This is a genomic window from Pseudomonas sp. YuFO20 (genome assembly GCF_035064975.1).
Lineage (GTDB): Bacteria > Pseudomonadota > Gammaproteobacteria > Pseudomonadales > Pseudomonadaceae > Aquipseudomonas > Aquipseudomonas putida_AE.
Genome location: NZ_JAXDEO010000002.1, coordinates 1 through 13425, shown reverse-complemented (window position 1 = coordinate 13425; position 13425 = coordinate 1). Strand labels below are relative to the sequence as shown.

7 protein-coding genes and 1 pseudogene are annotated in these 13425 nt (G+C 59.6%); 1 reads left to right on the top strand and 7 read right to left on the bottom strand.

Going from position 1 to position 13425, the window contains the following annotated elements; genetic code table 11:
* Positions 1–78: 78 nt before the first annotated feature.
* From SOP85_RS01330 to SOP85_RS01300, 7 genes are all read right to left on the bottom strand, one after another.
* The gene (locus SOP85_RS01330) at positions 79–2514 is read right to left on the bottom strand and encodes an efflux RND transporter permease subunit (RefSeq protein WP_323625788.1); all 2436 of its coding nucleotides are present in this window, start codon (positions 2512–2514) and stop codon (positions 79–81) included.
* 36 nt (positions 2515–2550) lie between these two features.
* Positions 2551–3627, bottom strand: coding sequence for a WD40/YVTN/BNR-like repeat-containing protein (locus tag SOP85_RS01325; protein ID WP_323625787.1), 1077 nt, complete (start codon positions 3625–3627; stop codon positions 2551–2553).
* Positions 3628–3699: 72 nt separating this feature from the next.
* Positions 3700–5061 (bottom strand): DUF1329 domain-containing protein, encoded by a 1362-nt coding sequence (locus SOP85_RS01320; RefSeq protein WP_323625786.1) that lies wholly within the window; start codon positions 5059–5061, stop codon positions 3700–3702.
* A 32-nt stretch (positions 5062–5093) separates the two neighbouring features.
* Entirely contained in the window at positions 5094–6920 is a 1827-nt protein-coding gene (locus SOP85_RS01315) for a DUF1302 domain-containing protein (protein ID WP_323625785.1), read from the bottom strand.
* Between the two features lie 65 nt (positions 6921–6985).
* Positions 6986–8149, bottom strand: a complete 1164-nt coding sequence (locus tag SOP85_RS01310; RefSeq protein ID WP_323625784.1) for a thiolase C-terminal domain-containing protein — start codon at positions 8147–8149, stop codon at positions 6986–6988.
* 226 nt (positions 8150–8375) lie between these two features.
* The gene (locus tag SOP85_RS01305; RefSeq protein WP_323625783.1) at positions 8376–11039 is read right to left on the bottom strand and encodes a helix-turn-helix transcriptional regulator; all 2664 of its coding nucleotides are present in this window, start codon (positions 11037–11039) and stop codon (positions 8376–8378) included.
* Positions 11040–11215: 176 nt separating this feature from the next.
* Complete coding sequence (locus SOP85_RS01300; protein WP_323625782.1) at positions 11216–12856, bottom strand: 3-(methylthio)propionyl-CoA ligase; 1641 nt, start codon at positions 12854–12856, stop codon at positions 11216–11218.
* Positions 12857–13214: 358 nt separating this feature from the next.
* On the opposite strand from SOP85_RS01300, the pseudogene SOP85_RS01295 reads away from it, so the two are divergent.
* Positions 13215–13425 (top strand): annotated as a pseudogene (locus SOP85_RS01295) (acyl-CoA dehydrogenase N-terminal domain-containing protein); the annotation flags it as partial.

Sequence of the window (13425 nt, the reverse complement as noted above, 5' to 3'; positions counted from 1 at the left end):
TTGTTCAGGACGCGACAACCGTCGAAAAAAAAGCCCGGCATGCAGTGCACTGCATGCCGGGCTTCTTTTTGCGTTGAATCAGTTGGCTTTTCTGAGCAGGAAGTGCGATAGCGCCGGGATCAGCACCAGTGCACCGATCATGTTCCAGATGAACATGAAGGTCAGCAGGATGCCCATGTCGGCCTGGAACTTGATCGGCGACCAGGCCCAGGTGATGACGCCCGCTGCCAGCGTGATACCCACCAGGGCCACGACTTTGCCGGTGAAGGCGACGGAGTTCTTGTAAGCCTCGGTCAAGGACAGACCGGCACGTTGCTGCGCCAGTTGCACGCTCAACAGGTACAACGCGTAGTCCACGCCGATGCCCACACCCAGGGCAATCACCGGCAACGTGGCCACCTTCACCCCCATGCCCAGCCAGACCATGAGAGCCTCGCAGAGAATCGAGGTCAGCATCAACGGCACCACCGCCACGACCACGGCACGCCAGCTGCGGAAGGTGATGAAGCACAACACGATGACCGCGCCGTACACGTAGAACAGCATGGTGCGGTTGGCTTCGCGCACGACGATATTGGTCGCCGCTTCGATCCCCGCACTGCCAGCGGCGAGCATGAACTGGCGATCGCCATTGCTGTGTTCCCGGGCGAACTGATCAGCAATCTTCACCACATGATCGAGGGTTTCGGCCTTGTGATCGGCAAGGTAAGCCACCACTGGCATCATCGAGCATTCGTTATTGAACAGCTCAGGGTTGTTGACCGAGGCTTGTTGCGCGCCGTAATTAAGTACGTCCTGATTGCGCGCGATGGTCAGCATCTTCGGGTTGCCCTCGTAAGAGCCCGCCGTAATCTGCCGCACGGCATTGACCAGCGACACCGTGGTTTGCACGCCCGGCTGTTGCTGCAGCAACCAGCCGAGGCGGTCGGCCTCGACCAGGGTTTCGTACTTCAGGCAGCCTTCGCTGGCGGTTTTGATCATCACGGCGAACTGGTCGCTGGAGAGCGAGTAATTGGCGGTAATGTAAGCGTTGTCGCGATTATAGCGCGAGTCCGAACGCAGCTCGGGTGCGCCGGGGTCGAGGTCACCGATCTTCAGATGAGTGCTGACCATAAATCCGCCGACTGCCAGCAGGCCCGCCACAACGACTGCACCGGTTGCCCAGCGACGCTCGGTGAAGCGGTCGAGGAAACTCCAGAGATTGCCCAGGCCCTTGCCCTGTAACTCCTTGCCTTCCTGGCGCAGGGTACGGGCTGCCGCCTTACGGCTCACCCCGCAATAAGACAACAGCACCGGCAACAACACCAGGTTGGTGAAGATCAGCACCGCCACGCCAATGCTGGCGGTAACGGCCAGGTCCTGGATCACCGGAATGTCGATCAGCATCAGCACGGCGAAGCCGACGGCGTCAGCAAGCAGTGCGGTCAGGCCGGCGAGGAACAGGCGGCGGAAGGTATAGCGTGCAGCTACCAACTGATGGGTGCCGCGTCCGACGTCCTGCATGATGCCGTTCATCTTCTGCGCGCCGTGGGACACACCGATGGCGAAGACCAGGAACGGCACCAGGATCGAAAAAGGATCAAGGGCATAGCCCAATAGCGTGACCAGGCCGAGCTGCCAGGCCACCGCGATGACCGAACAGAGGATCACCAGCGTGGTGCTGCGCACGCAGCGGGTAAAGAAGAAAATGATAGCGGTCGCGATCAACGCGGCGGCGGCGAAGAACATCATCACCTGCACCAGACCGTCGATCAGGTCACCGACCAGCTTGGCGAAACCGATCACACGGATCTTGATCGGGCCTTTGCCCTCTTCAGCGGCAACGTGTACCGCGCTGTTGCCAGCAAACTCAAACCTAGTGCGCAGCTGCTCTTCGAGCACGCGCGAAAAAGCATGGTAGTCGATGGCTTCGCCCGTGACCGGGTCCTTCTCCAGCAACGGTACAAAGATCATGCTCGACTTGAAGTTGTTGCCGACCAGGCTGCCGATGATGCCCGAGCGGGTAATGTTTTGCCGCAGTTGCTCGACGCCCTTGGCCGAGCCGTCATAGGCGTCCGGCATCACCGGCCCGCCCTGGAAACCCTCCTCGGTCACTTCAGTCCAGCGTACAGAGGGGGTCCACAACGACTTCATCCAGGCCCGGTCAACGCCTGGGGTTATGAACAAGGTGTCGTTGACTTGCTTGAGTACCTCAAGGTATTTCGGATCGTAGATGTCGCCTTCGCTGTTCTCTACCACCACCCGCACCGCATTACCCAGCCCGCGCAGGGACTGACGGTTGTCCAGGTAGTTCTGGATAAATGGCTGGCTCTGCGGCAGCATCTTTTCGAAGCTGGCCGTAAGCGTCAGCCGGGTGGCCGCGAAGTAACCGAGCAGGAGGGTTACCACCAGGCAGGTCAGCACTACCAGCAAGCGATTGTTGAAGATCAGGCGTTCGAGCAGGTTACCGGAGCGTGCATCGAAGCCCTTGAGCTCCTTGACCACCGGCATCGTATCGAGTTCGTAGGTACCCATATCGGTTCTTGTCTCTTTTGTTATACGCAAGTGGGCTTATTCGAGAGGCAGTTGACGCAGGCCACGTGCACCGGCGAGCACCAGTGCTCCCGAAGCCGATACCTGGGCCGCGGCCACCGGTGCCAGGCCATTTTGTGGCTGCAATTTGAAACTGACGCCGTCGTCAACGCTGACCAGCACGTGACCGGCCTGGCTGAGCAGGACGATTCGCCCATCGGTTGTAACGGTACTGGCGGTGATGCTCAAAGGCAGGCCGAGCTCGACCTTGCTCCAGCTGACGCCGCCATCGACACTGCGGTACGCATTTCCGCGCAGGCCGAAGACCAGCACTGCACCGGGTTTGCCGGTGACGCCGAAAAAGGTGCCGTTGTACGGTGTAGGGATGGCGTTGAAACGCTCGGCTACCGGGTCGAGCTTGAGCACCAGGCCTTGTTCGCCGACGATGAACAGCTCATTGCCGACGGGACGCAACGCATACAGGTTCAGCGCAGCAGGATTTTCTGTGCGATCAAGCCAGGGGCTCCAGTGTTGACCACCGTCGTCGGTGCGAAAAATCAGGTTGAAGGCCCCGACGATGTAGCCGACGCGATCGCTTTCGAACCAGACATCGAGGAACGGTTTATCCGCGCCCTCGTCGCTCATGCGCTGGGCCTCGGCGACCCGTGTTTGCAAGTCGCTGTTCTCAGGCTGTGCGGCGGCCATTCGCTGGTAGTACGCGAGCATAACCGGGCCGACCTGACGCCCATCAAACTGGCGGATCCAGGTTTGGCCCGCGTCACTGCTATGCAGCACTACCCCGTCATGCCCAACGGCCCAACCTTGGAGTGGCGTTGGAAAATGCACGGCAACCAGATCAGAGCTGACCGGTACGTTAGCCTGCTGCCAGTGCACACCGGCATCGTCAGAGTAAAAAATATGGCCGCGTTGACCGACGGCAATCAAACGCTCTCCGGCAGCCGCCAGCCCCGTGAAAATATCGTGCACGGCCTTTTCCGTCTGGATCGCCGGTTTGTCGAGCGTATCGATAAAGTCCGCCGCGACGACAGCTTTGCCAAAAGGCAGTGTCAGCGCCGAACCCAGTGCAATGAGCTTTATCCAATTCGAGAATTTCATAGGGGGTTCCAGGATAAAAAAGCCACCGGAAGGCGTACTGCCTCCCGATGGAAATACCTCTATGGCGGTCGGTTAACGGATACCCGCGCCGGCCAGCGACTCCGGTGCCCACTGGGCTTTGGAAAGCGGCTCGATGTACTTGACGCCGCCATAGGGGCCATAGATGCCGAGGATGTTGTAATTCCCGGAGACGAAGTCGTAGAACATGTGGTTGTCCGAGTTAGGCGCCTGCACGTCATAGCTGTAGGCCATGTGCGCGAAAGCACCGCGGTAGAGCTTGCCATTGGCGTCGTATTCGTCAGAGGCCAGGGCGATCCAGCTGTCTTCGTCGAGGTAGAAGGTGCGCTTGTTGTAGATGTGGCGCTTGCCCGGCTTCAGCGTCGCCTCGACCACCCAGACACGGTGCAACTCCCAACGTACCAGGTCGGGGTTGACGTGGTTCGGCGTGGTGATGTCGGCCGCCTTCTCGTGATAGTTGAGCTTGTAGGTGTTGTACGGAACGATCATCTCCTTCTTGCCCACCAGCTTGAAGTCGTAGCGATCCAGCGCCCCGTTGAACACCCAGGCGTCGTCATAGGTCGAGCTGCCGGCCGAGCCCGGGTTCGGGGTGTCATAGGCAATGTCCGGCGCCAGTTTCACCCGCCGTTGACCCGGCAGGTATTGCCAGCCGCGACGCTCCTGCTTCAACGGGTTGACCGCGTCCTGCACCAGGATCGCTTCACCGGCGCGACGGGCCGGTCCCTGGTAATAGAGTTTGGTCTTGAAGTAGATGTCGCTCTCTTTGGCCGGCGTGGTACGGGCCGGGTCGTACAGCGGGTACTCGAGATACGCATTGCCGGTGGTGGCCAGGCTCGCGTGACCGGAAGAGTCGACGTTCCAGGAATCGTACTTCAAGTTCGTGGCGTGCCCCTGGTAGCGCAACAAGTGATTCCACATGGCTTCATAGCCATCGTTGGGGATCGGAAACGGCACGCCCGGCAAGGAATTTTCCAGGGCCACACCGCCCTCGAGGGACTTGGTTCCTACGGCATTCTTCGCAGTGTTATCGAGCAGTCTTTGCGGCAAGGCCACGGTGCGATGGGTCGGGTAGACATCGACGCGGAACGTCGGATAACGCTTAAGCAGTTCCTGGGTTGAAGCCGTCAACTTGCTGGAAAACTCACCAGCATTTTTCCCGGTGATCACCACCTTCGGCTTTTCCGCCTCGAACGGGTCGGGACGCATGGAACTGCCCTTCTGAAACGAGGCCGGCGGCGTGGTCAGGCCGCCGGTGTAGGCCGGGATGCTGCCGTCGGCGTTGCCTGCCTTCTCGGCGCCAACGCCGGTCAGGGTGGTACCGAGCTTCGCCGCCTGGTCAGGGGATACGGCCGCGTGCGCGCCGCCGGCGACGGCCAGCGTCAAAGTGGTGGCCAGTAAAGTTTGAGCGAATTTCATAGGGTCTCTCCTGTTGCTGAGCAACGGTTCGATCAGATAGTCGTTTTGAATGTGAAAGTGACCATGCCGCGATCCTTGAGCTGCGATGGAGTGCCGCCGAAGGCGGTGGTTTGACCGGGCACGCAGTTGTATTGCCCGTTGGCGCCCGGTGCGGCGCCGTCTCCCTGACTGCCAGCGTTGCCTGGCGAACTGCAGGTATCGAAAGGACCGAAGTTGTCCACGTACTTCAGGTCGAAGCGATACTGGCTGCGCACATCCATGCCGACGCCGACCGAATAGCTGCCAGCGTCCTCATTACCGCCCAACTGCACGGCGGAGTTGCCATTGAGGCCGACGTTGTAGGTCATCGGCATGTACATATCGATGCCAGGGAACACCTGGTACCAGGTCGGGTTGAAGTTGACGCCGAGGATGTAGTTGTCCTTGGTGACCTTGTCGGTGCCGTGGTACCAGTCCTCGCCCTTGAACAGTTGCTTGTTCTCGGTCACGTCCAGCCAGCGGCTATAGCCGAGCTCGACCAGCAACGATGAACTGTCCCACAGTGGCGTGTCGCCAAAGGTGGTCAAGCCGTTGAGCACCGCATGCACGGTGTTGCCGCGGGCCACACCGTTTTCGCCGTTGAAACTGCCGATGAATCCTGGCAATCCCGCGGCGGCCGCCGCCGGGCTGACACTGCCCGGCACGCTGGCCAAGGGCATGTTTTCGCGGTAGTTGAGGTCGAACCCGACGCTGACCCCGGCGATGCTTTTCGACAGGCTGATGCCATAGATATCGATGTCATCGACGTAGAACTGGTTGTAGCTGCCGATGTTGCCCGAGATCAATTGCGCCGGGCCGACAGCGGTCGGCTGCAGGGCCAGGTTCGGCAAGATGTCGGAGGTGTTGCGGTAGTAGAAGCCGAGGGTGCCGTCCAGCCATTCCGGGCTCCACTTGGCCATCAAACCGAAGTCGCCATGCTTGTCCGGAGTGAAGGTATGGCCATTGTTCAGGCGCAGAAACTGATTGGCGCCCAATGGACCGGGCGTACCAAAGCGGGGATTTTGTGCACCAATCAACGACAGGTTGTGCCCACCATTCTGAATGCCATCGTTGAAGCCAAGGTACGTGCCGGACTCCGGCAGGCGTGCGGCATCCCAGTCGAGGAAGTACTGCGCCGCGAGAGTCAGTTCAGGGTTGACCGTGAAGCTGGTGGACAATTGGTTACGCGGAATGAACAACTCCTTGGCCTCGGTGCCTGGCACCGTCAGCGCTTTAGTAATGTCCAGACCGGACTGGCCGTAGCTGTTGCCATGGGCAAAGGACAGGATGCTTTCACCCCAGTACTGGGTGTGCTTGCCGAGCTTGGCGCTGAGCATCGACTCTTCGCCGACTTCAGTGCTGCCAAACACAAAGGCATCGAGAATCTCGGCTGATGGACCGTTGTAGTAGCGATCGACGTAACCACTCACATGGCGTGAGTCTGGAACCCCGTTGTTGAGCTGGTTGGTCGCCGCGTTGTCGCTACCGACATTGTCATAGGCGTGGTCGTACCAGCTGTTGGCACTGACGCGAAAACCGGCCTTTTCCTTGTAAACCACGTCCAGTTCGGACAGCACATCCAGGCGCTGGGACACTGCACTGCCCGAAGAGAAGTTGCGGTCCCCGTCGTTGTTGTTCCATGAATTGGCCAGTTTGCCGTTGGGGCTTTCGACCCGCTGGGCATAGTTGAACTTGAAGGTATTGTCGAAACGCACCGACAGGTCTTCATTACCCGTATCGATTTCCACGGCATGCACCGGAGCGATTCCCAGCCCGGCAAGGATCGCGGACGCCAATAGCCCTTTACGCAGGTTTGCGTGGCAGATCTTATTGTTGTTCATCTAACTGGCTCACCTTCTCTATGGTTCACGAAAAAGTCATGCATTGCATCGACAGGGCTCTGTCCTCAGGTGCGCTGCAGAATGGTTACCGATACAGAGCGGCCAAGCGCCGCGCTGTGTTGCAGTGCCGTGCGGGCACCGTTCAATTGCCCGGCCGGGGCCGTACCACGCAGTTGCCAGACCAACTCGGCAATCTGTGCCAGCCCCGTTGCACCGGGTGCATGACCGCGACCGAGCAGCCCCCCCGAGGGGCAGACAGCAATCTGTGCGCCGCGGGCGTTGCGGCGTTCGTGCACGAATGTGTCGATCTGGTCTTCCTCGCACAAACCCAGAGCGGCGCTGCACACCATGAAGTCGCCGACACTCTGATCGTGCAACTCGACCACTTCGATTTCGTCGGCGCCTAGCCCGGCGCGCTCGTAGGCTTGTTGGGCGACGCGACGGGTTGCGGCACGGCCCAGCACATCAAGCACATTTGCGGACTCCTGTTCGCAAGCGGTATCACTGCCACGCACACTGGCCAGAACCGCAATTCCGCCACGGGCGCCATAACGCGCAATGAATGCCGGAGTACAGAGCAAGACCGCCGCCGCCCCGCAAGCCGGTGGGCAGAGATAGGGCGCCAGCCAGTCATCGCGATCCGAAGAGCGATTTGTTACAGCAAAGGGATTGCACCGTGCCTGAGCCCTGGCATGACTGATCACCCGCTCGAAGCTACTTTCGGCTATCGCCATTCGGGTCAACAGCCAGCTTGTCTGGGCGGCGAATAACGCGGCCGGATGCTGGCGGCGCTCGAGAAATGCCGTTGGAAGGCTTGCGTAGTCGGCGCTGCCCCAGTCCTGCACTGACATTTCGTCCAGGCCGAAGAAGGCCCGATTGGAGATTCCCACTGGCATGCGTTCGAAACCCAAGGCCAGTGCGCATTCGACCTCACCGGACAGCACGCTGTTACGGGCCAGTTGGAATGCGCTGCTGGCGGATACGCAGCCATCGCTGATAAAGAAAATCGGAATGCCGGTGAGGCCGATTTGCGCCAGCACTTGCTCTGCGCTGCCGGCCTCGTTGTGCACACAAGAACAGAACACCTGGTCGACCAGATCGAAGTCGATGCGCGCGTCTTCGAGCACCGAGCGAATCGCCCGGCCTGCGAGCGAAGCGGCGCTATCGCGAGCGCTCAACGGGACGAACGGGGCCATGCCCACCCCCGCAATCAGCACTCTTTGACTCATAGCCTGCTCCTCGATAGCCGGAACGCGCCGGCAAGTCTTTTGTCGATAGATGTTGTGACGCATCGCTACACCAGACGGGATAACCCCATCGGGAGCAGAACCTCACAACCTGGAACTCAGACTATTGCGTCACTGACAGCCAGCCGCCCCCATCGAAGAGGGGGGCATGGATTCAGGTGGGGGGGTTTTTGAGAGGAGGAGTTGTAGAAAGGGTGATGGCTGGGTGTTATCCAGCCGACTCGAGGATACCCAACATGTAAGCGCGGTCCACGACATGCTTGCGAGTGCCTGCCTGGAATTTTCCAAAGAGGTTTTTCAAGTGCCACTTCACGGTTTCTTCACCAACATGCAACGCCTGGGCAATCTGCTTGTTCGACAGGTTGCGTGCGAGCAGCTGCAAGACTTCTCGCTCCTTGGGTGTAAGCAGGCGGCTGGGTGAAACAGAGCTTGGTGGGGGCTCTGGGCGCACTACCGGACCTGCGTGAAGCGAGGCCTGCATTGCCGGTCTGGTCGTTTCGCTTGTGACCATTTTCGACCACTTGACCAGTTCGGGATGGGTATCCTGAACAATGCGCTGCAGGCCATATTCCTCGGCCAGACTGATGGCTTCCAACAAGCAGGAAAGTCCGTCCCCTCCTGATTCTCTGAGTGCCAGTGCCTTGAGCAGTTTGATCTGAACGATCTCACGACCACGCCGCAGGCTCTCGGCAGTCTTGTTAACATTGGACAGTGCATCGAGTAAGGTCTGCCAGTCGCGCTGCACAAGAGCGACATAGGCACCGGCCAGTCCGACCACCAAACCAAGCTCCGGCCCAAGCAAACCGCGTTGTTCACGGGCAACGTCCGGGACTGACTCGTCCAAACGTCGCCACAGAGCCTGACAGGTATCGACCCGGCCTTGCAGAGCGTGCATTCGAATCTGCTCACCCAGCGCCACCAGGCAGAAGCGGACAATGCCACGGTCCTCGCCGAGCGCGAACAGAGCGTCCAGCAAGTCTTCGCCACGATGAGGCTGGCTTTGCAGCACAGCCAGGCGCGCGGCAGTGAGAAAGCCCATCTCGATCGCATCCGGCGAAGCCAGCCGCTCGACGATATCCAGCCGGTTGGCCAGCACGGTCGCGGCCTCCTGAATTTCGTCGTGTTCGAGCAGCGCAGTGGCCAGACTGGTGGCCAGCGCAACCGCCACAGGGCTACGTCGACCGATGTCCTGCTCGGCACACAACAAGCTATTTCGCAGCGCGCTTATGGCTCGCAAGATGCGCCCTTCGCTCAGGTAGCTCATGCCCACCACCCATTCACCGAACCCGCGAATGGCATCGAGCCCTGGGGTCCAATCGTAGTGTGGCGCCCGCTGGACGATGCGCCGGGCTTTCTCCGGATGCCCTTGGAACAGCATCAGCCGGGCGATTTGATTGGCGATGATGGCTTGCAGTTTGATCGACACGGACCGCGGTGCCTCAACCCAAGGCCCTATGATGGCCAATATCTCATCGGGGCGGTCGGCAAAGTACGCCGCAGCGCCCGCTATCGCTGCAGCTTCGCAATGCGTTTCCGCATCGGCGGTCGGATCCTGCTGGAGATGTGCGATCAGCTTCGCCGCCTCGACATGTCGGTCGCTCATAGCCAGAGACCAGGCCGCAGCCAGACACATGCGCGGGCGGGATTCCACTTCTTGCGCCGGGAGCTTCTCGACCCACTCCAACACCCGGCTGAATTGGCCACGCAACATGATCTCGTACAGGCATTGTTCGACCATCTCGTAGGTCTGAGTGGTATGCCCGGCCAACAGGTATTGTCGCGCCGCTTCTTCGAACAACGCATGTTCCTCCAGCCAGATTGCAGCTCGCTCATGGAAAGTCTGGCGCTGCATCAGGGACAAATCGGAAAACCGCCCGAGGAGGAACTCTCTGGCCAAAGGATGAATACGCACCCATTCGCTGTTGACGCTTTCAACGAAAATTGGCGTCGAACCGCAAAGCTCGAGCAGCGTTTCGCCTGCCCGCTCATTGTGTGTGAGCGCAATGCAGAGAGAAGGATTAACCATCTCCAACAGGGCGATGCATGTGAGGAAGTCAACCTGTTCGACAGGCAGACGGACGACCAGGCTATCAACGAAATAACGCTGGATATCGCCCGAGCAGGCCGACAATTGTTCGACGGCCGCGCCCAGGTTTGGGCTTTTCTCGATCGCAGCAATCGCCAGCTGCAGCCCCAGTGGCCAGCCTTCGGTGATTTCCTGCAAGCGTACACAGAGGTCCGGGTCGATGCGCGCACCGAAACGGTTGCTGAGAATAGTCACGGTTTCCTCGGTACGAAAACGCAGCAAATCGGCCGCTATCGCGACGTACAAACCCCGTGCAAGCAGGTCTGCCACCTGCAGGCTCAAGCGACTGCGCGAGGCCATGATAATGCGCAAATTAGCCGGGGCGTTGTGCAGCAGGTAGGCCAGTGATTGACGAACGGTTACCTCGGGGAGTGCATCCGCCTCGTCGAGCATCAATATGGTTTCACTGCCAAGGTCGGCGACTTCCGCCAGCCAGCCCGTCAATCCTTCCAGCTCATCCCGGCCCGGCATGCGTTCGAAAGAACCGGCGAAAGACTGGCGGCCACTGCCGATGGCCATGGCTGCCATCAGCCCCTGGACAAAGCGGGGACCATCGTCATGACTGTCCAGCGTCAACCAGGCGACCACCGCCCCCCGCGAAAGGAACTCCCTGCGCCACTGGGTCAGCAGAAACGTCTTGCCGAATCCGGCCGGGGCATGGACCGCAATCGCCACCTTGTCCGAAAGCTCTGGGCCGCCAATGCTGAGTCGCTCACGCACCTGTGCAGTTTTCGGGCTTCGAGGTGGGGTGGTCTTGAGGACTAGCTCGGGCTCTATGCGATCCATATTGGCAATTCCTCTCTGCAGCCCAGCCCACTGCGAGACAGAGACGGGGAAGCGATGGCTACTGGCATCAATGCCTTCTCAGAGTGCTCTTGCATAGGTCATGAAAGAGGCATAAGCATTTTGCCGCTCTAACCAATGTAGTAGGTCGCAAGCGCGACGACTACTTCACTCCCCGCTTAACTCTCCTCTGCTAAACGATAGTCCCGGAACTGCTCGCGCAATTTCATTTTTTGCAGTTTTCCGGTTGCCGTGTGCGGCAATTCGCTAACGTAGGCGACATCCGAAGGCAACCACCACTTTGCCACCCGGGTTTCAAGGAAGTTCAGCAGCTCTTCCTTGCAGGCTACCTTGCCGGGTTTTAGCACCACTATCAGTAGTGGCCGCTCCTGCCATTTAGCATGGGGAATACCGATAACGGCCGCCTCGGCCACCGCTGGGTGACCGACGGCGGCGTTCTCCAGGTCGATCGAGGAAATCCACTCGCCACCGGACTTGATGACATCCTTGGCCCGATCGGTGATCTGCATGTAGCCATCTGGATCGATAGTGGCGATATCACCGGTATCGAGCCAACCGGCGTCATCGAGGATTGGCCCGCCCTCGCCCCGGAAATACTCGCTGGCGATCCAGGGGCCCTTGACTAGCAGATGACCGGAGGCCTTGCCGTCACGGGATAATTCGACGCCTTCTTCATCGACGATCTTCATGGAAACACCGAACATCGCCCGCCCCTGTTTGGCCTGCAGGTCAAGCCGTTCGGCCAGCGAAGCATCGCGGTGTCTGGGCAGCAGGTTGCAGACGGTGCCGAGTGGCGACATCTCGGTCATGCCCCAGGCTTGCATTACGCGCGCACCAAAACGGAGTTCGAAGAACTCGATCTGAGCTCTTGGTACTGCCGATCCGCCGATCACGACGCGGTTCAGGCAGAGGTCGGTCGCGGGGTCCAAACCACGGGTCTCGACGTGCTGCTGTAACATCATCCATACCGTGGGCACGCCCAGCGCCAGGGTCACCTGCTCGGTCCGCATCAGTTCGTAGATACTCTCACCATCCAGCGCCGGCCCTGGCAGAACCAGCTTGGCACCGCTCATAGCCCCGGCATAAGGCATGCCCCAAGCGTTGACGTGGAACATCGGCACGACCAACAGGGCTGAGTCCGCCACCGACAGACCAAAGCCGTCCTGAGTACACAGTGCCAGAGAGTGCAAAATTGAGGATCGATGCGAGTACAGCACGCCCTTTGGATTACCCGTCGTGCCCGAGGTGTAGCACAGTGACGAGGCCGTCATTTCATCAAGCACTGGCCAAGAGAACTCGCTACTCTGGCCCTGGATCAAGTCCTCGTAGCACAACAGGTTGGGCACCTCGATAGCCGGCATCCGGCTGCGATCGGTCAGGGCAATGAACGCTTTGACGGTCTTCATCTTCGGCGCAATCTGCTCGACCAGCGAGGCGAACGACAGGTCGAAAAACAGATACTGGTCTTCAGCGTGGTTGGCGATGAATTCCACCTGTTCCGGGAACAAACGCGGGTTGATGGTATGCAGAACGGCGCCCATGCCCGACACACCGAAATACATCTCCATATGGCGATAACCGTTCCAGGCCAGGGTACCGATCCGCTCGCCTGGCTGTAGGCCAAGCGTGGTCAGGGCATTGGCTAGCTGTTTGGCACGCCGGCCAATATCCGTGTAGGAACAGTTATGCATCGGCCCTTCGACCGTGCGCGAAGCAATTTCGCTGTGCGGATGAGCCCTGAGCGCATGCTCAAGAACCGATGAAATCAGCAGTGGTTGATCCTGCATCAAGCCCAGCATGGCTTTGTGCTCCAGTCATATTGTTGTTTGAGTGCAGCCAGACGGCATGACGTGTTCGCCAAAACCGCATCGCTTGTGGACCGGGTAAGAATAGGGGCTCGCCCCCATGGTTTTACCCCCAGTGACGAGGGGGTAGATGCAATTTGGTGACGGCTGGAATCGCCCCCCTCACCAAGAGGGGGGTATTTATTGCAAGGGCGTCCACTATGGGGGTAGCACTCAAACACCCCCTAAGGCGCACAGCTAGTCGGCAGTCATGATCTGCTTGTGAAAAAAATCACAAAAGGTATTACCCCTGGAGAGGTAGTACCGGACGAACGCCGATGCTGTGCCACCTGTATGACTACGAGGTATACACATGGCTGAATACAAAGCGCCCCTGCGCGATATGCGCTTCGTCCTCAATGAAGTATTCGAGGTCGCCAAACTCTGGGCCGAGCTGCCAGCGCTGGCCGAGACCGTTGATGCGCAAACGGTCGAAGCCATTCTCGAAGAAGCCGGCAAGGTCACCAGCAAAAGCATCGCACCCCTGAGCCGTGCCGCTGACGAAGAAGGTTGCCACTGGGCGG